We start from the raw sequence: 22,695 nt of genomic DNA on the forward strand, positions 1-22,695 counted from the left end.
TGCGCTATCCGCGCCCACTGTTCGTCCCGAAGGATCAGACGATCCAAAACACCCATGACTGCCTCCAAAAGACAGTCTTGAATCTGATTCGCTCAGCCTTGGAAACCCAAGAGTCCACACCTCCTAGAGCCTTTTTGTTTTTACGCAATTCCGGACGGAAAACCGCTATACACTTTTCCTGGAATTGCTTCAGACCAGCTCCACATCGATCACGCCCGGTGCCGTGCGCAAGGCGGCCGCGATCTCCGGCGTGATCCGATATTTCTCGGGCAGCGCCACCTCGACCTCGCGCAACCCTTCCTCCTTGATGACGATGAAGGAGACGAGGCCGTCGCCCCTGGCGTTCAGATGCGCGGCAACCGCCTTCAGCGGTCCGGAATCACGGACATAGACGCGCAGCGCCTTCTGCATCTGCAGTGACTTTTCCTCCAGCGACTGCGCCGTCTGCAGACGCAGGCTGATACCTTCCGGACGCTCATCCGCCTGGGCTGTGATGACGAAGGATTTTCCGACTTCGAGCACATCGCGATATTGGTTGAGCGTCTCCGAGAAGAGCACGGCTTCGAACTGTCCCGACGCATCGGAGAAAACGAAGATGCCCATCTTGTTGCCGGTGCGCGTCTTGCGCTCCTGCTTGGAGATTACCGTGCCGGCCAAACGCCCGTTGCTGGCGCCCTGTTTCACCGCAGCCGAGAAATCGGCGAAGGGCTGCACGCGCATCTTGTCGAGCACGCTCTTGTAGGTGTCGAGCGGATGCGCCGTCAGATAGAAGCCCAACACCTGGAATTCGCGCAACAGCCGCTCCGAAGCGAGCCAGGGCGTATAGGTCGGGAACACGATCTTCTCCGGGCCTGACGCAGCACTTCCGAACATGTCGTGCTGGCCGCTGCGCTTATTTTCCTGCGCCACCTGGGCATAGCCCATGACACGGTCCAGACCCGCGATCAGCTGCGCGCGATCGATCTCGAAGCAGTCGAAGGCGCCAGCGCAGATCAGGCTTTCCAGAACGCGGCGGTTGATCTGCTTGGGATCGATGCGCAGGCAGAAATCCTCGATACCGGCAAAGGGCTGGTCGCCGCGCACTTCGACGATATGGTCCACGGCGGATTCGCCGACGCCCTTGATTGCGGCCAGCGCATAATAGATGCGGTTGTCACCCGTCTCGAAATGACGGAACGAGGTCTGCACCGAGGGCGCGATGACCTCGATGCCCAAGCGCTTGGCATCCTGGCGGAAGTCGTTGACCTTTTCGGTGTTGGACATATCGAGCGTCATCGACGCTGCGAGGAACTCCACCGGATAATGCGCCTTCATATAGGCGGTCTGGTAAGAAACGATGGCGTAGGCGGCGGCGTGCGACTTGTTGAAGCCGTAATTGGCGAACTTGGCGAGCAGATCGAAAATGACATCGGCCTGCCCCTTCGACACGCCGTTCTTGATGGCGCCATCGACGAAGCGCTCACGCTGCTGGTCCATCTCCGCCTTGATCTTCTTGCCCATGGCGCGGCGCAGAAGATCGGCTTCGCCGAGCGAATAGCCAGAGAGCACCTGGGCGACCTGCATCACCTGCTCCTGGTAGACGATAACCCCTTGCGTCTCCTTCAGGAGGTAATCGATCTTCGGGTGGATCGATTCGATCTCCTCCTCGCCGTGCTTGCGGGCGTTATAGACCGGGATGTTCTCCATCGGGCCGGGACGATAGAGCGCAACCAGCGCGATGATGTCCTCGATGCAGTCCGGGCGCATGCCGATCAGCGCCTTGCGCATGCCCGCACTTTCCACCTGGAACACGCCGACCGTCTCGCCGCGCGAGAGCATGTCGTAGGTCGTCTTGTCGTCGAGCGGGATGCTGGCGAGATCGATCGAGATGCCGCGCTTGGCGACGAAATCGACGGCCGTCTTCAGGACTGTCAGCGTCTTGAGGCCAAGGAAGTCGAACTTCACCAGGCCGGCCTGCTCCACCCATTTCATGTTGAACTGCGTGACCGGCATGTCGGAACGCGGGTCGCGATACATCGGGACCAGCTTCGAAAGCGGGCGGTCGCCAATGACGATACCGGCGGCGTGCGTCGAGGCGTGACGATAGAGGCCTTCGATCTTCTGGGCGATGTCGAGAAGGCGGGCGACGACCGGCTCCTTGTCCGCCTCCTCCTGCAGGCGCGGCTCCTCCTCGATCGCCTTGCTGAGCGGCGTCGGATTGGCAGGATTGTTCGGCACGAGCTTGCAGATCTTGTCGACCTGGCCATAGGGCATTTCCAACACGCGGCCGACGTCGCGAAGCGCGGCGCGCGCTTGCAGAGAACCGAAGGTGATGATCTGCGCCACCTGCTCGCGGCCATATTTGGCCTGCACGTAGCGGATCACCTCTTCGCGCCGGTCCTGGCAGAAGTCGATATCGAAGTCCGGCATCGAGACGCGTTCCGGATTGAGGAAGCGCTCGAACAGCAGCGAGAAGCGCAGCGGATCGACGTCGGTGATCGTCAGCGCATAGGCGACCAGCGAGCCCGCGCCTGAACCACGGCCAGGGCCGACCGGGATATCATGGCGCTTGGCCCATTTGATGAAGTCGGCAACGATCAGGAAGTAGCCAGGGAACTTCATGCGCTCGATGACGCTGAGTTCGAATTCCAGCCGCTCGCGATATTCTTTCTCCTCGTAGCCCGGCGCCATGCCGAGAGAGGCGAGACGCTGGTCGAGCCCCTCGACCGCCTGGGCGCGCAGTTCCGCCGACTCGGCGCGCTCGGCCTCCTCCGCATCATCGGTAGCGCCGGTGAAACGCGGCAGGATCGGCTTGCGCGTATTCAGGATGAAGGAGCAGCGGCGGGCGATCTCGACCGTATTCTCCAGCGCCTCCGGAAGATTGGCGAAAAGCTTCGCCATGTCGGCGCGGCTCTTGAGATAATGGTCCGGCGTCAGGCGGAACCGCGTATCGTCCGAGACGATGGCGTTATGAGCCACTGCCATCAGCGCGTCATGTGCATCGTAATCGTCACGCGTCGGGAAAAAGGCTTCGTTGGTCGCAACCAGCGGAATCCCATGTTCGTAGGCGAGCGCGATCATCTTCTGCTCGTGGCGGCGATCATAGGTGCCATGGCGCTGCAATTCGAGATAGAGCCGGTCGCCGAACAGCCGCTTCAGGGTCAGCAGACGGGAGAGCGCCTGCGCGGCATGTCCCTCCTTCAGCGCCATATCGATCGGCCCGCTCAACGAGCCGGTGAGCGCGATGATGCCTTCCGTGCCGATCTCATCCAGCCATGAACTGGTGATGTGAACAGCGCTGTTGCCTTCGCCGCCGAGATAGGCGCGGCTAACGAGATCGACGAGCCGCTCATAGCCCCGCTCCGTGGCGGCAAGCAGCACGATGGACGGCAGCTTGGCGAGCGCCTGCTGCGGCCCTCGCCTCTCGCCCTCGCCGCCATCTTCCATGTCGATCGATACCTGGCAGCCGATGATCGGCTGCAGACCTTCGTCCATCGCCTTCTGCGAGAATTCGAGGGCAACAAAGAGATTGTTGGTATCGGTGATGGCGATGGCCGGTTGGCTGTCGCTGGCAGCCTTGGCCAATATCTTCTTGAGCGGCAGTGCGCCCTCTAGCAGGGAATAGGCGGAATGAACCCTGAGGTGCACGAATTCCGGCATTTCGCCGACCGGCGCTGCTGCGCCGCTGTCACCCATATCCGCCATCTCAAACCCTTCCGCATGCCCAAATGAATCGGTAGCATTTTCGGCATTGCGGATCGTAAAGTCCAGAAGTTGTCCCCATCAAATATGGGAACAGCATGTGCATATGAGGGATAAAACTTACATCGCCATCATGATGAGGGAAAAGCTGGCAACGAACATGACGATGGAGGTGAATGCTGCAACGTCTCGAATGATATCGGTCATTTACGCGCTCCTTACTCGTTATGTTTTCTTTTTGTTCTATTTTTGTTCGAGAGTCAATAGGAGCATCAATAAATTTCATCATGCGACTTTTTCGTTCTCCGATAGACGCCGGAAGAGCCCGGCGCTATTGAGATGCGAACAGGGAGACCACGATGAGATCACTTGCCTGCGTTCTCATTTTGCTTTCTCTTGCAGGCGCGGCCCGCGCCGAAGACGCCGCCGCTACCAGCCGCATCATCGATGCCGCGATCGGTGACTGGAACGAGGACGGCAAGCCGGATCTTGCCCTTCTGATGGCGCCCGCCTCGGGCGATCAGGCCGACAATCAGATCGGCATCGATATCTACCTGCGCGACGACGAACACTCCCTGCTGAAGCTCGCCGCAAGCGCCCCGAACAAGATATGGGGCAGCGTCGAGCCCGGCGGCACCGTCGGCCAGGAGCCCTCGATCTCAGCCTTGCCGAACGGTTCGATCGCGATCGTCTCGCAGAACGACGCCATCGGGCGTGATCGCTGGCAACAGACGCTGACGCTTGCCTATCGCAGCAACAACTTCGTCGTGGCCGGCTATACCTACGACTCCTTCGATACGCTCGAACCGGACAACAGTCACAGCTGTGACTATAACGTATTGACCGGCAAGGTGACGAAAGACGGGAAGACGCTGAAGGCCGAAGCAAGGACCGTCAGCATTCAGGACTGGCAGGATGATTTCGGCCAGAAGGCCTGCGAAAACGGCCATTAATCAAGTCTGTTCTCTATTTGTTCTTTACAAGCTGCGCGATAAATGGCATCGTGCCCGCTCACCAAAATGGAGAGGGTCATGCCGGATCTTGCCGAGCTGAACGATTTTATTGTCATCGCCAAGGCGGAGACCTATGTCGGCGATGGCGAGAGGCTGCCGTCCTGCCGTAGCGGCTCGCATGACATCGGCTACGCAAGCGGCCGCTGGCGCTATCTCGACAGCTATTTCGGCGGCACGGATTTCGCCGGACAGGAACTGGTCTGGCATGACGAGGAGCCAGTCTGGGCCATGAATTATTTCGGCCATATCGTCGAGCCTGATCTGATCGACGGCAGACGCGCCGGCATGGTGATCAAAGCGGCGCTGCTGCGTCTTTATCTGGATGAAAAGCGCTTTCTCGGCGGCTTCGTATTCGAGCACGCATTTGGTCGCTATATCGATCGCAGCACTGGCAGCTGCGACCATTTCATCGGCCATGAGGCGATCATGGTCGGGGAGCGCAAGGCTTATGAGCTGGACTATCGCGGCGGCCTGATCGTCCCTTAGAGCGGTTCGGCTTTTCACGGAATCGCTGAGCCGCTCTATCTCATTGTTTTACGCAACTCCGGACGGAAAACCGCTCTGCACTTTTCCTGGAATTGCTCCAACGAGCGATCAGACCTCGACCACCTTGCCTTCGCTCAGCGTGACGCGCCGATCCATACGGGCAGCGAGTTCGTGATTGTGCGTGGCGATCAGGGCCGCGAGGCCCGATTGGCGCACCAGCGCTTCCAATGCATCGAAGACATAATGCGCGGTCGCCGGATCAAGGTTGCCGGTGGGCTCATCCGCCAGCAGCACCAGCGGCGCGTTGGCGACGGCGCGGGCGATCGCGACACGCTGCTGCTCGCCACCGGACAGCTCGGCCGGGCGGTGATCGGCGCGGTGACCGATGCGCATGTAGTCGAGGAGCTGGGCGGCACGCTCGCTCGCATCCTTGCGCGAAAGCCCGGAAATGAGCTGAGGCATCATGATGTTCTCGAGCGCCGAGAATTCGGGTAAGAGGTGATGGAACTGATAGACGAAGCCGATCTCACCGCGGCGTACGGCCGTGCGCTTGTCGTCGGACAAGGCTTCACAAGCCTGGCCATTGACGACCACCTCACCGCCATCCGGGTGCTCAAGCAGGCCGGCGACATGCAGCAGCGTCGATTTGCCCGTGCCCGAAGGGGCAACCAGCGCGACGATCTCGCCGCTGCGCAAGGCGAAATCGGCCCCCTTCAGGATCGACAGCCGCGTCTCACCCTGCCCGTAATGACGCTCCACGCCCGAAAGCTGGAGAACGACGTTGCCTTTCATCAAATGCGGATTCCTTATTCGTAGCGCAGCGCCTGCACCGGATCGAGCCGAGAGGCACGCCAGGCCGGAAAGATCGTAGCAAGGAAGGAAAGCGTGAGCGCCATCACCACAACCGAGACGGTCTCGCCGAGATTCATCTGGGCCGGCAATTTGCTGAGGAAATAGACTTCCGGGTTGAAGATCACGGTGCCCGAAATCCAGGAGAAGAACTGACGGATGGACTCGATGTTCAGGCAAACCACAACGCCGAGGATCACACCCGCAAGCGTACCGACGACACCGATGGCCGCGCCCGTCATGAAAAAGATGCGCATGATGGCGCCGGACGTCGCACCCATGGTGCGCAGGATGGCGATATCGCTGCCCTTATCCTTCACAAGCATGATCAGGCCGGAAATGATGTTCAGGGCTGCGACGAGGACAATCAGCGTCAGGATCATGAACATGGTATTGCGCTCGACCTGCAACGCCGAGAAGAAGGTAGCGTTGACCTGCCGCCAGTCGGTCAAGAAGATTTGCCGCCCAGCCGCTTCCTCGATCTTTGGCCGCAACTGATCGACATCATCGGGATTGGCGATGAAGAGCTCGATCTTCTCGACGATGCCTTCCGCGTTGAAAAAGACCTGCGCCTCCTCCAGCGGCATGAAGACGACGGAGGAATCATATTCCGACATGCCGACTTCGAAGATACCCGCGATCGTGTATGCCTTGACACGTGGATTGACGCCGAAGGGTGTGACATCGCCGTCCGGCGCCGTCAGCGTGATCTGGTCGCCGACCGTCAGACCCAATTGCCGCGCGAGACGGCTGCCGACCAGCACGCCCTGCCCGGACGCGAAGCCGACCATGTCACCGGAAACGATGTGATCGGAAACGGATTTGAGCTTCGTCAGATCCTCCGCGCGGATGCCGCGCACCAGGGCGCCGGTGCCGGAGCCACCGCGTCCGGAAGCAAGCGTCTCCCCCTCGACGAGCGGCAGGGCCATGGTGACGCCGGGTACGACGGAAAACTTCTTTGCCAGCTCGGCATAATCATTCAGCGGCGAATCGATGGGCTGCACAACGACATGGCCGTTGAAGCCGAGAATCTGCTTGAAGAGTTCTGCACGGAAACCGTTCATGACGGCCATGACGATGATCAGTGCCGCGACGCCCAGCATGATGCCGACCAGCGAGAAGCCGGCAATGACCGAAATCGAGGCTTCCTTGCGCCGGGAGCGCAGATAGCGCCAGGCGACGAGCCGTTCGAAACCGGAAAACGGTCGAGACGATGGGCCGGCCTTGAACGAATTTTCCTGCTGTTCCACTGCCGCGCTCACCGCCATTCGCCTTCCATCCTATTTGTCGCTAGAGCCGGATGATTTTAGGTCGATCCGATCTGAAATCATCCGGCTCTACAATCAGAGAAGTAGAGCATGATGTCGTCCGAAAACCGCACACACTTTTCGGCATCATGCTCTAGTCAGTCGGCCAGCCGCTTGATCGCTGCCTCGACCGTCATCGTCTCGCGAGCGCCGGTCTTGCGGTCCTTCACTTCCACTTCGCCGCTCGCGATCGAACGCGGGCCGACGATGATCTGCACGGGCACGCCGATCAGATCGGCCGTCGCGAACTTCGTTCCGGCGCGCTCGTCGCGATCGTCGTAGAGCACGTCGCTGCCGGCCTTCGACAGCGCGGCATAGACCGTTTCGCAAGCGTCATCACAAGCTTGATCGCCGGCCTTCATGTTGATCACCACGACATCGAACGGCGCGACCGAATCCGGCCAGATGATTCCGTTCTCATCATGCGATGCTTCGATGATGGCGGGAACAAGGCGGGTCGGGCCGATACCGTAAGATCCCATGTGGACAGCATGTTCCTTGCCGTCCGGACCCTGCACCTTTGCCCCCATCGGCTCGGAATATTTCGTGCCGAAATAGAAGATATGACCGACCTCGATGCCGCGCGCGGAGAGGCGCTCGCCTTCGGGAATGGCATTGAAGGCGGCTTCGTCGTGCATTTCGGAGGTGGCCGCATAAAGCGAGGTCCACTTGTCGAAGATGCCCTTGAGGCCGGCAACATCATCGAAATTCGTATCTTCGCCGGGAATGTCGAAATTGACGAAATCCTTGTGGCAGAAGACTTCAGACTCGCCGGTGTCGGCGAGAATGATGAATTCGTGGCTGAGATTGCCGCCGATCGGGCCGGTATCGGCGCGCATCGGGATCGCCCTGAGACCGAGGCGATTGAAGGTGCGCAGATAGGCGGCGAACATCTTGTTATACGCGTGAACCGCGCCTTCCAGCGTCAGATCGAAGGAATAGGCATCCTTCATCATGAATTCGCGCGAGCGCATCGTGCCGAAACGTGGGCGGATTTCGTCACGGAACTTCAGCTGTATATGATAGAGGTTCAGCGGCAGGTCCTTGTAGGACTTGACGGAGGACCGGAAGATGTCGGTGATCATCTCCTCGTTGGTCGGGCCGTAGAGCATCGGACGGTCCTGCCGATCCTTGATGCGCAGCATCTCCTTGCCGTAAGCGTCGTAGCGGCCGCTTTCCTGCCAAAGCTCGGCGGATTGCAGCGTCGGCATCGACAGCTCGATGGCGCCGGCACGGTTCTGCTCCTCGCGGATGATCTTGTTGACCTTGTCCAGCACGCGCTTGCCCAATGGCAGCCAGGAATAGATGCCCTGCGACTGCTGACGGATCATGCCGGTGCGCAGCATGAGCCGATGGGAAACAATTTCAGCCTCCTTGGGGTTTTCCTTCAGAATGGGCATGAAGTAACGAGACAGACGCATGACGCTTGTTCCAGATGGTTTGACGTTCCGCTTCCCGCGGAATCGTTAGCAAATTATGTACTGGAGGCAGTTCATAACTGCTTCGGCGTTGGAAGGAAACCCGCATTCGCAATAGAAGAATTTGGCAAACGCCCGGAAATACAGGCGATACAGCCAATTTCCGATGTTTCGAAAAAGCGCACGTTTATAAGGATTTACGACGGAAATCTGTCAACAGAAAAATTCTGCGCGACTGTAGCAAAAAAGCAAAAAAAAGGATGACAAAGCTCAATCTTTGAGCTAATTTTAGCTCACAAAAGAGGCAGGAAGGCTAAATTCTTGTCGTTTCGCGGTCAAGTCTTGGGAGGATCAGATCTTAGGCGCGCTCGTTCGCTGCCCCGGTAACGGATAAGGATCACGCGATACTTTAAAACAAGGCTTATAGCCTTGTTTTTTTTTGCTTTCTCGGCCCGATCTTCTATCGACGGTGCCCGCTCGCGACGAAGGTTTTACCGGCCTTCAGCCGAGATGCCACAAGCGCGAGCCGAACCTCTTTGCTCCCCCCACATGACAGGCGTGTGACGAATTGATGGCGATTGCAGGGCGCCCGTCTCGGCGCAACTTTTACTCTACTATTTCTATAGATCACTTATAGCTTGGAACAATCTGGGGAATGGAATCTATACTCACCCCGAAGTAATGCGAGGCAACATACCAGGCGCCATAGATGAGAGCCGACACCAGTGTCGTGACGAGAACTACCCGCCAGGCACGAAATTTCGTCGGCGCGCTTTCGACAGTACCGAGAACTACATGCTCGTCCTCGGCCTGGGTGCGCAGGCCAAACGGCAGGACGGCGAAAAGCGTAATCCACCAGATGACGAAATAAATGGCGAAACTGGCGACGATCTGCTGGGCCATTGTACTCCCTTCGAGACGACTTACTCGTCTCCTCCTCTTCCAAGCTGCTTATAGGGGCAAAGCAATCGTCTTTCAAAGCGCCGATCGGGGTTTTACTGCATAGTTCCTTAGCTTCGGATTGGTTTAAGGAAAAATTATGCAGCAAATTTATGGCATTACAGGGCGTTCAACGCGTCGCATCCGACGCGCGGCGCTGTAATGTCACACCTGCTCAAGCTCAATGAGCGTGCCGAAGAAATCCTTCGGATGCAGGAAGAGTACCGGCTTGCCATGCGCACCGATTTTCGGCTCACCATTGCCGAGCACGCGCGCGCCCTGGGCAATCAGCCGATCGCGAGCCGCCAGAATATCGCCAACCTCGTAGCAGATGTGATGCATGCCGCCATCGGGGCTCTTCGCAAGAAAAGCGGCAATCGGCGAGGCCTCGCCCAGCGGTTCCAGCAATTCGACCTTGCTGTTCGGCAACTCGACGAAAACGACGGTCACCCCGTGCTCCGGCAGTGCCTGCGGCGCAGACACCGTCGCGCCCAGCATATCACGATAGGCTTTGGAAGCCTTTTCTATATCCGGAACGGCGAGCGCGACATGATTGATGCGTCCAAGCATGATACCTCCTCCCCGATCAGCCCGCGAGACTCAGCCGCCGGTGCGTGTGATGAACACGGTCACGAGAGGCTTCTTCCCCCAACCTTGATTGGCGGCAGCACGCACCGCACGACGCGTGGCCTCTTGCATCATGCCCAGATCCTTGCGGCGAGCACGGGGAATGCTCTCGATGGCACTGACGATGGCGTCGAAGAGCGTATCCTCCATCTCCTCGCCTTCGTCATCATAGGCAGGCAGGCCGATCGACACGAGATCGGGATCGCCGACGATATCATAACGGGCATCGAGCACGACGTTGACGGCGACATGGCCGACATAGGAAAGCTTTTTGCGCTCGCCGATGCCCATCTCGTCGAAATCGCCGATCAATATGCCGTCTTTGAAAATGCGACCATGCGGCGCCTCGCCGATCACTTCGACCGGACCCGGCGCAAGACGCACGACATCGCCGTTGCGCACGCGGGGCACGGTGGCAATGCCGCTTTGCTCAGCCAGCTCCTTATGCGCGGTCAGATGCGTCGCCTCGCCATGGACGGGGATGACGACCTTCGGGCGCGTCCATTCATACATCTTCTGCAATTCGTTGCGCCTGGGGTGGCCGGAGACATGCACGAGCGCTTCCGCGTCCGTCACCACATGCACACCCTGTTCGATCAGGCCGTTCTTGATGTCCTGGATCGCCTTCTCGTTGCCGGGAATGGCGCGCGAGGAGAAGACGACGATATCGCCTGATGCCAATGCGACATTGCGCATTTCGTCGCGTGAAAGTTTGGCAAGCGCGGCCCGCGGCTCGCCCTGGCTGCCGGTCAGGATCACCACGACCTTGTCGCGTGGGATATAGCCATATTCGTCTTCGGCGATGAAGGGCTTGATGCCTTCCATGATGCCGATATCGCGGGCGACATCGACGACACGCTTCAGCGAACTGCCGAGCAGCAGTATTTCGCGGCCGGCGGCTTCGGCGGCCTCGGCAATGGTGCGGATACGCCCGACGTTCGATGAGAAAGTCGTGATCGCCACCCTGCCCTCGGCGTCTTCGATGATCTTGCGCAGGCTTTCGGAGACATCCTTTTCCGAAGGCGAAACACCATCGCGCAGAGCGTTGGTGGAATCGCACATCAGTGCCAGCACGCCCTCTTCGCCAAGCTGGCGGAAACGGGTCTCGTCGGTCAGCGGCCCGAGCGAAGGCTCATGATCGATCTTCCAGTCGCCGGTGTGGACGACATTGCCGAGCGGCGTGCGGATCATCAGCGACATCGGCTCGGGGATTGAGTGGTTGACGGCCACGCCTTCGATCTCGAAGGGGCCGACATTGATACGATCGCCGGCCTTGAAGAGCGTCACGGGGATCTCGCCCATCGACTTCTCATAGTCGCGCTTGGCTTCGAGAAGCCCGGCGGTGAAGGCGGACGCATAGATCGGAACATTAAGGCCCGGCCAAAGGTCGTTCAGCGCGCCGTAGTGATCCTCGTGCGCATGGGTGATGATGATGCCCTTGAGGTTCTTGCGTTCCTTGGCGAGGAAGCGGATATCCGGCAAGACGAGGTCGACACCAGGCAGATCCGGCCCAGGGAACGTCACGCCGCAATCGACCATGATCCACTGGCGTTGCTCCGCAGGACCATAGCCGTAGAGGGCGAGATTCATGCCGATCTCGCCGACGCCGCCGAGAGGCAGAAACACCAATTCGTCTTGCTTCGCCATCTGATCCCCAACCATCATCTAAAAAAAACGTCGCCCGCGGCGATCGGCATGATCCTGCCGTCCTCGGTCTCGAGCATTAACAAGCCATTATCATCGATTCCGGAGAAATGGCCCGAAATCGAGCGATCCGGCAAGTTTACCGTGATCTTTTCCCCGATCCCGCATGCGACTTCGCGCCAGCGCGCGGTGATCTCGCGAATGCCCTTGCCGCGGTTCCAGACATCGAGCGCTTCGGACATAGCGGCATAAAGATGGGCAAACAATTCCTCCGGCGAAACTATCGAGCCCTGCTGCCTGAGGCAGGTGACGGGATACATCGGATTTTCAGGCATTACAGCGATATTGATGCCGATGCCGATGACGAGCGCGTAACGGCCGTCGGGCAAGGCCTCGCCTTCGATCAGGATACCGCAGGTCTTCTTGCGGCCGATCAGGATATCGTTCGGCCACTTGATCTCGACTGGCTCGGCAGCCAACGGCAGCACGCTACGAACGGCCTGATGCACGGCGACCGCGACCGCGAGTGGCAGGGAGCCGAGGCGGTCCATGGGAGCGGGATCGACCAGAAGGAGAGATGCATAAAGATTGCCCGGTTCCGACACCCAGGGGCGCCCGCGGCGGCCGCGGCCGCCCGTCTGGCGCTCGGCGGTTACCCAAAGGTTCCCGGGGTCGCCTGCGCGCGCACGTTCGAGGCACACGCTGTTTGTGGACGAAGTCTCTTGAAGGGCATCATGCCGGAAGTCGGCGAGCGACTTCCGGCTGTTCATGTCAGACGCCATCAAAACAGCGTCGCGGCGGCCAGATCGGCAGCCCCGCCGATTACGCCGCCGAAGAAGACATAGGTGATGACGAACAGGCCGGAAAGACCGAAGACGAGGCGCAGCGAGCCGGCGGTGCGCGTGAACTCGTCCGTGGCCTCATCGAACCACATCACCTTGATGACGCGCAGGTAGTAGTAAGCGCCGACGACGGAGGCCAGCACGCCGATAATGGCGAGTGCATAGAGATGCGCCTGGATGGCCGCGACGAAGACGAAATACTTTCCGAAGAAGCCGGCGAGCGGCGGAATGCCGGCCAGCGAGAACATCAGCGCCGTCAGCACGACCGCCATAAAGGGATTAGTCGTGGAAAGGCCGGCGAGATCGTCGACGTTCTCGACCTGACGGCCATCCTTGCGGCGCATCGCCATGATGATGGCGAAGGAGCCGAGCGTCATGACCATGTAGATGACCATATATAGCATGACGCCGGAGACGCCAGTCTTTGTGCCGGCGGCGAGGCCGACGAGCGCATAGCCCATGTGGCCGATCGAAGAGTAGGCCATCAGTCGCTTGAAATTGCGCTGGCCGATCGCGGCGAAGGCGCCGAGCAGCATCGAGGCGATCGAGATGAACACGATGATCTGCTGCCAGTCGGCAAGCACCGGATGGAAGGCGGTGACGACGATGCGCGTCAGGATCGCCATGGCGGCAACCTTGGGTGCCGCCGCGAAGAAGGCGGTGACCGGGGTCGGCGCACCTTCATAGACATCGGGCGTCCACATGTGGAACGGCACGGCGGAGATCTTGAACGCCAGACCGGCAAGCACGAAGACCAGACCGAAGACGAGGCCGAGCGAACGGGTCTCGGCGTTGAGCGCCGTCGCGATGGCGTCGAAGGTCGTGTGGCCGGTGAAGCCGTAGACCAGCGACATGCCGTACAGCAGCATACCGGAAGACAGCGCGCCAAGGACAAAGTACTTCAGGCCGGCTTCAGTCGACTTGACGCTATCGCGGTTGATGGCGGCGACGACGTAAAGCGCCAGCGACTGCAGTTCCAGCGACAAATAGAGCGAGATCAGGTCGTGCGCCGAGATCATCAGCAGGATGCCGAGGGTCGCGAGCACAAGCAGAACCGGGAACTCGAAGCGATCGAGCTGTTGCTCGCGCGCATGCCCCATGCTCATGAACATGGCGACGATCGAACCGACCAGCGCTACGATCTTCATGAAGCGGGAGAAGCCGTCGGCGAGATAGGCGCCGCCATAGGCCAGCCCCTCACCCGGCACGAAGATGATCCAGAGACCGGCCACCGCGAGAAGCGCGATGGCAAGACCGGTGACCATGGGTCCCGACCGTTCGCCCGAGAAGACGCCGATCATGAGCAGCGCAAGCGCACCGACCGCGAGGATAAGCTCCGGAATGGAAAGATGCAGGCTTGCAAGAATTGTGTCAGCAGTCATGTCGAATAAGTCCCGTCATCAATTCATCGACAGCGCAACATTCTGCGCAGCGTGCAGGGCAGCGGTATAGTTGTTCACCAGCAGATCCACCGAAGCGGCCGTGGCATCGAAGATCGGAGCCGGATAGACGCCGAAGAAGATCGTGAGCGCGATCAGCGGATAGAGGATCAGCTGTTCACGCGGCGACAGATCCAGAAGCTTCTTCAGGTTTTCCTTCTCCAGCGCGCCGAAAATGACGCGGCGGTAGAGCCAGAGCGCATAGGCGGCCGACAGGATCACGCCGGTCGCGGCGAAAAGCGCAACCCAGGTATTGGCGCGGAAAACGCCGATCAGGGTCAGGAATTCGCCGATGAAGCCGGAGGTGCCGGGCAGGCCGACATTGGCCATGGTGAAGACCATCATGGCGACGGCGTATTTCGGCATGTTGTTGACCAGGCCGCCATAGGCCGCGATCTCGCGGGTATGGGTACGGTCGTAGATCACGCCGACGCAGAGGAAGAGCGCGCCCGAGACGATGCCGTGCGACAGCATCTGGAAGATCGCGCCCTGGACGCCCTGCTGGTTGGCAGCGAAGATGCCCATGGTCACGTAGCCCATGTGGGCGACGGACGAATAGGCGATCAGTTTCTTGATGTCATCCTGCATCATCGCAACCAGCGAGGTGTAGATGATGGCGATGACCGAAAGCGCGAAGACGAGCGGCGCGAAATATTCCGAAGCGTTCGGGAACATGCCGAGCGAGAAACGGATGAGGCCGTAGCCGCCGAGCTTCAGAAGGATGCCCGCCAGGATGACCGAGCCGGCCGTCGGCGCCTGAACGTGCGCGTCGGGGAGCCATGTATGGACCGGCCACATCGGCATCTTCACCGCGAAAGAGGCGAAGAAGGCCAGCCAGAGCCATGTCTGCATCTGCGGCGGGAACTTGTACTGCAGCAGCGTCGGGATATCGGTCGTGCCGGACTGCCAGTACATCGCCATGATGGCGAGCAGCATCAGCACGGAGCCGAGCAGCGTGTAGAGGAAGAACTTGTAGCTGGCGTAGACGCGATCCTTGCCGCCCCAGACGCCGATGATCAGGAACATCGGAATGAGGCCGGCTTCGAAGAAGACGTAGAACAGCACGATATCCAGCGACGTGAACACGCCGACCATCATCGTCTCGAGGACGAGGAAGGCGATCATATAGTCCTTCAGCCGCTTTTCGACCGAGAGCCAGCTTGCCAGCACGCAGAAGGGCATCAGGAAGGTCGAGAGGATGACGAACAGCATGGAGATGCCGTCGACGCCCATGTGATAGCTGATGCCGCCGGTCAGCCACTCGTGCTTTTCGATCAGCTGGAAGCCCGGATTGGCATTGTCGAACCAGATCCAGACGAACAGCGACACGATGAAGGTGACGATGGTCGTCGCCAGCGAGATGTTCAGGATATTTCGGCGACCGTTGGCCCCGTTCTCCTGCGTGAACAGCAGGAGAAGGACACCGACCAGCGGCAGAAACGTGACCGTTGAAAGAATAGGCCAATCGGTCATCAGAGGGAACTCCCGAGCATCATCCAGGTAACGAGGGCGGCAATGCCGAGCAGCATCGCGAAGGCATAGTGATAGAGGTAGCCGGTCTGCAGGCGCACGACACGGTTGGTGACATCGACGACGCGCGCGGCGATGCCGTTCGGGCCGATGGTGTCGATGACCCCGATGTCGCCCTTCTTCCAGAGGAAGCGGCCAAGCGCCTTGGCGGAACGGACGAAGAGGAAGTCATAGAGCTCGTCGAAATACCACTTGTTCAAGAGGAACTCGTAAAGCACGCGCTGCTGCTGGGCGAGCCGGCGCGGCGTTTCCGGCGACTGGATGTAGAAATACCAGGCGGTGACGAGGCCGAGGAGCATGGCGATGAAGGGGCTGAGCTCAACCCACAAAGGCGCATGTTCCATCTCTTCGAGGATCTTGTTGTCCGGGAGCGTGAACAGCGCATGCTTCCAGAATTCCTCGTAGGCATGGCCGACGAAATCGGCGTTGAAATACATGCCGGCGAAGACGGCGCCGATCGCCAGCAGGTAGAGCGGGATCAGCATGACATTCGGCGATTCATGCACGTGATGCATGACCTCGTGCGAAGCGCGGGGCTTGCCGAAGAAGGTCATGAAGATCAGGCGCCAGGAATAGAAGCTAGTGAACATCGCGGCGATGACGAGCAGCGTGAAGGCGAAGCTTGCGGCTGCATTGTGCGAGGCGAAGGCCGCAAGGATGATCGCATCCTTCGAGATGAAGCCGGCAAAGCCGATATGCGTGAGCGGGATGCCGACGCCGGTGATGGCCAGCGTGCCGATAACCATCATCCAGAAGGTCTTCTGGATATGCGGGCGCAGGCCACCCATATGACGCATGTCCTGCTCGCCGTCGACGGCGTGGATGACCGAGCCGGCGCAGAGGAAGAGCAGAGCCTTGAAGAAGGCGTGGGTGAACAGATGGAAGATCGCGGCGCCGTAGGCGCCGACGCCGAGGGCGACGAACATGTAGCCGAGCTGCGAACAGGTCGAGTAGGCGATGACGCGCTTGATGTCGTTCTGCACGAGGCCGACGGTTGCGGCGAAGAAGGCCGTAATCGCGCCGATGATGGTGACGACGGTCAGCGCATCCTGCGACAGTTCGAAGATCGGCGACATGCGGGCGACGAGGAAGACGCCGGCGGTGACCATGGTTGCAGCATGGATGAGTGCGGAGACCGGCGTCGGCCCTTCCATGGCGTCCGGCAGCCAGGTGTGCAGCAGGAACTGCGCCGACTTGCCCATCGCGCCCATGAAGAGCAGCAGGCAGACGGCCGTCAGCGCATGGCCGCGATCGAGATGCATGCCCAAGAAATTGAGCACGATGTCGCCCGGCTGCCCGCCCTGCCCTGCGGCAAAGCTCTGTGCGTTGCCGAAGATGACATCGAAATTGATCGAGCCGAAGAGGACGAAGACGCCGGCAATGCCGAGCACGAAACCGAAGTCGCCGACGCGGTTGACGATGAAGGCCTTAATCGCCGCCGCGGAGGCGGACGGCTTCTTGAACCAGAAGCCGATCAGCAGATAGGAGGCCAGACCGACGCCTTCCCAGCCGAAGAACATCTGGGCGAGATTGTCGGAGGTCACCAGCATGAGCATGGCGAAGGTGAAGAGCGAGAGATAGGCGAAAAAGCGCGGACGATGCGGATCGTGATGCATGTATCCAATCGAATAGACGTGAACCAGGGTCGAAACCGAGTTCACGACGATCAGCATCACCGAGGTCAGCGTGTCGACGCGCAGCGACCAGGAGGCGTCGATGCCGCCGGACTGGATCCAGCGCAGCACCTCGACTTTGATAGCGCCGTCGGTATGGCCGAGGGCCACGGTGAAAAAGACGGCCCAGGAAAGAACCGCGGCGACGATCATCAGGCCGGTGGTAACATATTCCGAAGCCTTGGCGCCGATCGCGCGGCCGAAAAGGCCGGCGATGATCGCACCGATCAGGGGAAGAAAGACGATAGCCTTATATAAAAACATAGCTGTATCAGCCCTTCATCATGTTGACGTCTTCGACGGCGATGGAACCGCGGTTACGGTAGAAGACGACGAGAATTGCAAGACCGATGGCAGCCTCGGCGGCGGCGACGGTCAAAATGAACAGAGCGAAAACCTGGCCGACGATGTCGTTGAGGAACGACGAGAACGCGACCATGTTGATGTTGACCGCGAGCAATATGAGCTCGATGGACATCAGGATGATGATGACGTTCTTGCGGTTGAGAAAGATACCGAAAACGCCGAGCACGAAGAGGATGGCGCTGACCGTGAGGTAGTGGGAAAGTCCGATGACCATGTTCTTGTTCCTTTGATCCCCGTGCCTCGCCTCAGACGCCCTGCCCCGGCTTGACCTTGACCACCTCGACGGCGGTCGCGGGCGTGCGGGCGACCTGTTGGGAAATATTCTGGCGCTTGATATGCGTGCGATGCCTGAGCGTCAGCACGATCGCGCCGATCATCGCGACCAGCAGAACGAGGCCTGCGATCTCGAAGAAGTAAACGTAGTTGGTATAGAGCACGTCGCCGAGGGCGGCGGTGTTCGTCCGGGTCGCCGGCGCCGGAATCGGCATGGCGACGGATTTGGCGATAGTGGGCGAAATCACGCTGCCGCCGATGACGACGATCAGCTCGGCGGCGAGGATGATGCCGATCAGCGCTCCGATCGGGGCATATTCCAGAATGCCTGCCCTGAGCTCGGAGAAGTCGATGTCGAGCATCATGACGACGAAGAGGAAGAGAACCGCTACGGCGCCGACATAAACGACCAGCAGGATCATCGCCAGGAATTCAGCCCCCATCAGCAGGAAGAGGCCGGCCGCGTTGAAGAAAACCAGGATGAGGAACAGGACCGAATGGACCGGATTCCGCGCCGAGATGACCATGAACGCCGACGCCACAGCGACAAAGGCGAAGATATAGAAAAAAAGAGCCTGCAGACCCATGTTGGTGCCTTTTTCGTCTTCCCCCGGGCAGCCGGGAGTTTCCCTGCCCGATGGAGCTCGACCGGACGATAAGTCCGGCAAAGCCCCGGTCTAGTTTCAACCGCAACGGCGACAATCGTGGTCGCCTGTCACGGCATATTCAAAATTCCGCTCAGCGGTATGGCGAATCGATCGCGATGTTTCGCGCGATTTCGCGTTCCCAGCGGTCGCCATTGTCCAAAAGCCGCGCCTTGTCGAAGTAGAGTTCTTCGCGGGTCTCGGTGGCAAATTCGAAGTTCGGCCCTTCGACGATAGCGTCGACCGGGCATGCTTCCTGGCAGAAGCCGCAATAGATGCACTTCACCATGTCGATGTCATAACGCACCGTGCGGCGGGTACCGTCGTTGCGGCGCGGCCCGGCTTCGATGGTGATAGCCTGGGCAGGACAGATGGCCTCGCAGAGCTTGCAGGCGATGCAGCGCTCTTCGCCGTTGGGATACCGGCGCAGCGCATGTTCGCCGCGGAAGCGAGGGCTGACCGGCCCTTTTTCGAACGGATAATTGATCGTCGCCTTCTGCTTGAAAAAGTAACGCATCGACAAAAAGAATGCGCCGACGAATTCCTTGAGGAACAGCGAGCTGACGGCGTTGGACAAACCGGCCATCTTAACCTCCAAAACTGCCAGAAGCGGGGAAAGACATCATCACGCCCATCCCGTCAGCTTCAGCACGAATGCAACGATAACGACCATGGCGAGCGACAGCGGCAGGAAAACCTTCCAGCCAAGGCGCATGAGCTGGTCGTAGCGGTAGCGCGGCACGAAGGCCTTGACCATCGCGAACATGAAGAAAACCAAGCACGACTTCAGTAGGAACCAGATGATGCCCGGAACCCAGTTCAGGATCCAGATGTCGACCGGAGGCAACCAGCCGCCAAGGAAGAGGATCGTCGTCAGCGAGCACATCAGGACGACGGCCGCATATTCGCCGAGCATGAACATCATGTAGGGCGAAGAACCGTATTCGACCATGAAGCCGGCAACCAGCTCCGATTCCGCTTCAGGAAGGTCGAAGGGCGGACGGTTGGTTTCAGCCAACGCCGAGATGAAGAATACGATGAACATCGGGAACAGCGACAGCCAGTGCCAATCGAGGAACGAGGCCGGCAGGCCGAGCTTGGTGCCGAGGCCGGTCTGCTGCGAGAGCACGATATCCGTCAGGTTCAGCGAACCGACGCAGAGCAGCACCGTGACGATGACGAAGCCGATCGAGACTTCGTAGGACACCATCTGCGCTGCTGAGCGCAGCGCGCCGAGGAACGGATACTTCGAGTTCGAAGCCCAGCCGCCCATGATGATGCCGTAAACTTCCAGCGACGAGATCGCCAGAATGTAGAGGATGCCGACATTGATGTCGGCGATGACCCAGTGCTGCGCCACCGGCACGACGGCCCAGGTGGAGAGCGCCAGCACCACGGAAACCAGCGGCGCCAGCAGGAACACGGCCTTGTTGGCGCCGGCCGGGATGATCGGCTCCTTGAACATGAACTTGAGCAGGTCGGCGAAGGACTGGAACAGGCCGAAAGGGCCGACCACGTTCGGGCCACGGCGCAGCTGGACGGCTGCCCAGATCTTGCGGTCGGCAAGCAGGATGTAGGCGATGAAAATCAACAGGCAGACCAGGAGCAGCAGGGACTGGCCGATCATGATCAGCGCCGGCCAGAGATAGGTCGAAACGAATGAATCCATAGTTCTCTGCCCTTACTCTGCCGCAACGCGGAAATTGTTGCGGGCCAATGCCGAGCACTCGGCCATGACAGCCGATGCGCGCGTTATCGGGTTCGTCAAATAGAAGTCTTTGATCGGCGAAGCAAATGCCGATTTGCCCATTGCGCCGGCTTTTTTCGCAAGTGCGGCAATTTGGGCGCTATCAGCTTCGGCAATCTCGTCGATGCCGGCGAAATGCGGGAAGGCTGCATAGAGCTTCGCGCGCAATTCCCTCAGCGAATCAAAGGGAAGCTTCTTGCCGAGGACGTCGGAAAGAGCACGGATGATCGCCCAGTCCTCGCGGGCGTCGCCCGGTGCGAAACCGGCGCGATTGCCCATCTGAACGCGACCTTCTGTGTTGACCCAGGTGCCCGACTTTTCGGTGTAGGCGGCTGCCGGAAGGATGACGTCGGCGCTCTGTGCACCGTTGTCACCGTGCGAGCCGATATAGACCGTCAATTTCGCGCCCTTGCGGCTGAAATCCAGCTCATCGGCGCCCAGCAGGAAGAGGACGTCCATCGACGACAGCATCGCCGCAGCGTTGACGCCCTTTGCGCCCGGCACGAAGCCGAGATCGAGGCCGCCGACGCGCGAAGCCGCCGTATGCAGGACGGCAAAGCCGTTCCAGTCTTCCTTGACGACCCCGACGGCAGCGGCGAGCTTGGCGGCATTCGCCAGCACTTCGGCACCGTCTTCGCGGATCAGCGCTCCCTGGCCGATGATGATCATCGGCTTCTGGGCATTTTTCAGAACGTCCGCAAAGCTATGCGAGCCGCTGACGATATCGGCGAGCGTATCCGGGCCGGCGCCGAGATAATCATAGGAGTAGCGAAGGTCGGCAGCTTCGCCGATCACGCCGATCGGGAACTTGCCGCGGCGCCAGCGCTTGCGGATGCGCGAATTCATGACAGCCGCCTCGAAGCGCGGATTGGCGCCGACGATCAGCAGCGCATCGGCAGCTTCAATACCCTGGATGCTCGGGTTGAAGATGTAGCCTGCGCGGCCGAGCGACGGATCAAGCGCCGTCCCGTCCTGGCGACAGTCGAGATTTTCCGATCCGAGCGATTTCAGCAGTTCGCCGAGAGCATACATTTCCTCGACCGAAGCAAGATCGCCGGCGATGGCGCCGATCTTGTCGCCGCTGGTCGCCGAAACGGCCGACTTGATAGCGGCGAAAGCATCGCTCCAGGTTGCCGGCTGCAGGCGACCGTCCTTGCGGACATAGGGCTTATCGAGGCGCTGCGTCTTCAGGCCGTCCCAGATGAAGCGGGTCTTGTCGGAGATCCACTCTTCGTTGATCTGCTCGTTGACGCGCGGCAGCACGCGCATGACTTCGCGGCCGCGTGTGTCGACGCGGATCGCCGAGCCGAGGGCGTCCATGACGTCGATCGATTCGGTCTTGTTCAGTTCCCACGGACGAGCCGTGAAGGCGAAGGGCTTCGAGGTCAGCGCGCCGACCGGGCAAAGGTCGACAACGTTGCCCTGCAGCTCGGAGGTCATCGCCTGCTCGAGATAGGTCGTGATTTCGGCGTCTTCGCCACGGCCGATGAGGCCGAGTTCGGAGATACCGGCAACTTCCGTCGTGAAGCGGACGCAGCGCGTGCAGTGGATGCAGCGGTTCATCACCGTCTTGACGAGCGGGCCGATATATTTGTCCTCGACGGCGCGCTTGTCTTCCTGATAGCGCGAACTATCGATGCCGAAGGCCATGGCCTGGTCCTGTAGGTCGCATTCGCCACCCTGGTCGCAGATCGGGCAATCCAGCGGGTGGTTGATCAGCAGGAATTCCATCACGCCTTCGCGGGCCTTCTTGACCATCGGCGTGTTGGTGAAGACTTCCGGAAGCTCGCCGTTCGGGCCGCCGCGGATATCGCGAACGCCCATGGCGCAGGAAGCCTGCGGCTTCGGCGGACCGCCCTTTACCTCAACGAGGCACATGCGGCAATTGCCGGCCACCGACAGTCGTTCATGGAAGCAGAAGCGCGGGACTTCGGCGCCGGCTTCCTCGCACGCCTGGATAAGCGTGAAGTGATCCGGAACTTCGATCTCTTTACCGTCAATCTTCAGTTTTACCATCGTCCACTCAGTCCTATATCACGTCCTCAGCCCAACCTGGCCGCAGACAATTTCATGATCGCAAACCGGACTGCCAACGGCGCGGCATGAAACCGCGTGGCACCGGTTTGCTCACAATAAGCTTTGCCAAGCCTTGTCCCCACAAGACCAGCTTTGCGACCAAGCCACACGGATCATGCCCGCAGTGTCTCCGTCGCCGTC

18 protein-coding genes are annotated in these 22,695 nt (G+C 60.0%); 2 read left to right on the forward strand and 16 right to left on the reverse strand.

All coding sequences use genetic code 11. From position 1 onward, the window contains the following. Nucleotides 1-189: 189 nt before the first annotated feature. A complete protein-coding gene (gene dnaE / locus HGP16_RS30520; protein ID WP_168843695.1) occupies nt 190-3,684 on the reverse strand; it encodes a DNA polymerase III subunit alpha in 3,495 nt (1,164 codons plus the stop codon). Nucleotides 3,685-4,040: 356 nt separating this feature from the next. Between dnaE and HGP16_RS30525 the strand changes: the two genes are divergently transcribed. Continuing rightward, the gene (locus HGP16_RS30525) at nt 4,041-4,634 is read left to right on the forward strand and encodes a hypothetical protein (protein WP_168843696.1); all 594 of its coding nucleotides are present in this window, start codon (nt 4,041-4,043) and stop codon (nt 4,632-4,634) included. A gap of 78 nt (nt 4,635-4,712) precedes the next feature. Next, nucleotides 4,713-5,180 (forward strand): DUF5680 domain-containing protein, encoded by a 468-nt coding sequence (locus tag HGP16_RS30530; protein ID WP_168843697.1) that lies wholly within the window; start codon nt 4,713-4,715, stop codon nt 5,178-5,180. Between the two features lie 108 nt (nt 5,181-5,288). Here HGP16_RS30530 and HGP16_RS30535 read toward each other — a convergent pair whose 3' ends face one another. From HGP16_RS30535 to nuoG, 15 genes are all read right to left on the reverse strand, one after another. Beyond that, nucleotides 5,289-5,972: an ABC transporter ATP-binding protein gene (locus HGP16_RS30535; protein WP_168843698.1), complete on the reverse strand. Its 684-nt coding sequence runs from the start codon at nt 5,970-5,972 to the stop codon at nt 5,289-5,291. A 14-nt stretch (nt 5,973-5,986) separates the two neighbouring features. Continuing rightward, a complete protein-coding gene (locus HGP16_RS30540) occupies nt 5,987-7,297 on the reverse strand; it encodes a lipoprotein-releasing ABC transporter permease subunit (protein WP_168843699.1) in 1,311 nt (436 codons plus the stop codon). A gap of 137 nt (nt 7,298-7,434) precedes the next feature. Beyond that, nucleotides 7,435-8,757, reverse strand: a complete 1,323-nt coding sequence (gene proS, locus HGP16_RS30545; RefSeq protein ID WP_168843700.1) for a proline--tRNA ligase — start codon at nt 8,755-8,757, stop codon at nt 7,435-7,437. Between the two features lie 624 nt (nt 8,758-9,381). Then, complete coding sequence (locus HGP16_RS30550) at nt 9,382-9,657, reverse strand: DUF1467 family protein (protein ID WP_168843701.1); 276 nt, start codon at nt 9,655-9,657, stop codon at nt 9,382-9,384. 201 nt (nt 9,658-9,858) lie between these two features. Further along, complete coding sequence (mce, locus tag HGP16_RS30555; RefSeq protein ID WP_168843702.1) at nt 9,859-10,263, reverse strand: methylmalonyl-CoA epimerase; 405 nt, start codon at nt 10,261-10,263, stop codon at nt 9,859-9,861. 30 nt (nt 10,264-10,293) lie between these two features. Continuing rightward, a complete protein-coding gene (locus HGP16_RS30560; protein ID WP_168843703.1) occupies nt 10,294-11,967 on the reverse strand; it encodes a ribonuclease J in 1,674 nt (557 codons plus the stop codon). A 14-nt stretch (nt 11,968-11,981) separates the two neighbouring features. Further along, nucleotides 11,982-12,746, reverse strand: coding sequence for a biotin--[acetyl-CoA-carboxylase] ligase (locus tag HGP16_RS30565; protein ID WP_168843704.1), 765 nt, complete (start codon nt 12,744-12,746; stop codon nt 11,982-11,984). Further along, on the reverse strand, nt 12,746-14,188 hold the full coding sequence (gene nuoN / locus HGP16_RS30570) for an NADH-quinone oxidoreductase subunit NuoN (protein ID WP_168843705.1): 1,443 nt from the start codon (nt 14,186-14,188) through the stop codon (nt 12,746-12,748). The genes HGP16_RS30565 and nuoN overlap by 1 nt, the downstream gene beginning before the upstream one ends. A gap of 18 nt (nt 14,189-14,206) precedes the next feature. Continuing rightward, a complete protein-coding gene (locus HGP16_RS30575) occupies nt 14,207-15,718 on the reverse strand; it encodes an NADH-quinone oxidoreductase subunit M (protein WP_168843706.1) in 1,512 nt (503 codons plus the stop codon). Continuing rightward, on the reverse strand, nt 15,718-17,712 hold the full coding sequence (gene nuoL, locus HGP16_RS30580; RefSeq protein ID WP_168843707.1) for an NADH-quinone oxidoreductase subunit L: 1,995 nt from the start codon (nt 17,710-17,712) through the stop codon (nt 15,718-15,720). Before nuoL ends, HGP16_RS30575 begins: the two co-directional genes overlap by 1 nt. A gap of 7 nt (nt 17,713-17,719) precedes the next feature. Beyond that, on the reverse strand, nt 17,720-18,028 hold the full coding sequence (gene nuoK, locus HGP16_RS30585) for an NADH-quinone oxidoreductase subunit NuoK (RefSeq protein ID WP_120703848.1): 309 nt from the start codon (nt 18,026-18,028) through the stop codon (nt 17,720-17,722). A 31-nt stretch (nt 18,029-18,059) separates the two neighbouring features. Then, nucleotides 18,060-18,674 carry an NADH-quinone oxidoreductase subunit J gene (locus HGP16_RS30590; RefSeq protein WP_168843708.1) on the reverse strand — a complete coding sequence of 205 codons (615 nt, stop codon included), beginning with the start codon at nt 18,672-18,674 and terminating at the stop codon, nt 18,060-18,062. A 151-nt stretch (nt 18,675-18,825) separates the two neighbouring features. Continuing rightward, nucleotides 18,826-19,317, reverse strand: coding sequence for an NADH-quinone oxidoreductase subunit NuoI (gene nuoI / locus HGP16_RS30595; protein ID WP_112803099.1), 492 nt, complete (start codon nt 19,315-19,317; stop codon nt 18,826-18,828). 39 nt (nt 19,318-19,356) lie between these two features. Continuing rightward, nucleotides 19,357-20,400 carry an NADH-quinone oxidoreductase subunit NuoH gene (nuoH, locus tag HGP16_RS30600; RefSeq protein WP_168843709.1) on the reverse strand — a complete coding sequence of 348 codons (1,044 nt, stop codon included), beginning with the start codon at nt 20,398-20,400 and terminating at the stop codon, nt 19,357-19,359. Nucleotides 20,401-20,412: 12 nt separating this feature from the next. Further along, the gene (gene nuoG, locus HGP16_RS30605; protein WP_168843710.1) at nt 20,413-22,494 is read right to left on the reverse strand and encodes an NADH-quinone oxidoreductase subunit NuoG; all 2,082 of its coding nucleotides are present in this window, start codon (nt 22,492-22,494) and stop codon (nt 20,413-20,415) included. Nucleotides 22,495-22,695: the final 201 nt, after the last annotated feature.

Source organism: Rhizobium sp. P40RR-XXII, assembly GCF_012641405.1.
In the GTDB taxonomy this organism is placed as follows: domain Bacteria; phylum Pseudomonadota; class Alphaproteobacteria; order Rhizobiales; family Rhizobiaceae; genus Rhizobium.

Bases quoted from the DNA above. Each gene is read 5' to 3' on its own strand.
- dnaE (WP_168843695.1), bottom strand. From the start codon at position 3,684: ATGGCGGATATGGGTGACAGCGGCGCAGCAGCGCCGGTCGGCGAAATG.
- HGP16_RS30525 (WP_168843696.1), top strand. From the start codon at position 4,041: ATGAGATCACTTGCCTGCGTTCTCATTTTGCTTTCTCTTGCAGGCGCG.
- HGP16_RS30530 (WP_168843697.1), top strand. From the start codon at position 4,713: ATGCCGGATCTTGCCGAGCTGAACGATTTTATTGTCATCGCCAAGGCG.
- HGP16_RS30535 (WP_168843698.1), bottom strand. From the start codon at position 5,972: ATGAAAGGCAACGTCGTTCTCCAGCTTTCGGGCGTGGAGCGTCATTAC.
- HGP16_RS30540 (WP_168843699.1), bottom strand. From the start codon at position 7,297: ATGGCGGTGAGCGCGGCAGTGGAACAGCAGGAAAATTCGTTCAAGGCC.
- proS (WP_168843700.1), bottom strand. From the start codon at position 8,757: ATGCGTCTGTCTCGTTACTTCATGCCCATTCTGAAGGAAAACCCCAAG.
- HGP16_RS30550 (WP_168843701.1), bottom strand. From the start codon at position 9,657: ATGGCCCAGCAGATCGTCGCCAGTTTCGCCATTTATTTCGTCATCTGG.
- mce (WP_168843702.1), bottom strand. From the start codon at position 10,263: ATGCTTGGACGCATCAATCATGTCGCGCTCGCCGTTCCGGATATAGAA.
- HGP16_RS30560 (WP_168843703.1), bottom strand. From the start codon at position 11,967: ATGGCGAAGCAAGACGAATTGGTGTTTCTGCCTCTCGGCGGCGTCGGC.
- HGP16_RS30565 (WP_168843704.1), bottom strand. From the start codon at position 12,746: ATGGCGTCTGACATGAACAGCCGGAAGTCGCTCGCCGACTTCCGGCAT.
- nuoN (WP_168843705.1), bottom strand. From the start codon at position 14,188: ATGACTGCTGACACAATTCTTGCAAGCCTGCATCTTTCCATTCCGGAG.
- HGP16_RS30575 (WP_168843706.1), bottom strand. From the start codon at position 15,718: ATGACCGATTGGCCTATTCTTTCAACGGTCACGTTTCTGCCGCTGGTC.
- nuoL (WP_168843707.1), bottom strand. From the start codon at position 17,712: ATGTTTTTATATAAGGCTATCGTCTTTCTTCCCCTGATCGGTGCGATC.
- nuoK (WP_120703848.1), bottom strand. From the start codon at position 18,028: ATGGTCATCGGACTTTCCCACTACCTCACGGTCAGCGCCATCCTCTTC.
- HGP16_RS30590 (WP_168843708.1), bottom strand. From the start codon at position 18,674: ATGGGTCTGCAGGCTCTTTTTTTCTATATCTTCGCCTTTGTCGCTGTG.
- nuoI (WP_112803099.1), bottom strand. From the start codon at position 19,317: ATGGCCGGTTTGTCCAACGCCGTCAGCTCGCTGTTCCTCAAGGAATTC.
- nuoH (WP_168843709.1), bottom strand. From the start codon at position 20,400: ATGGATTCATTCGTTTCGACCTATCTCTGGCCGGCGCTGATCATGATC.
- nuoG (WP_168843710.1), bottom strand. From the start codon at position 22,494: ATGGTAAAACTGAAGATTGACGGTAAAGAGATCGAAGTTCCGGATCAC.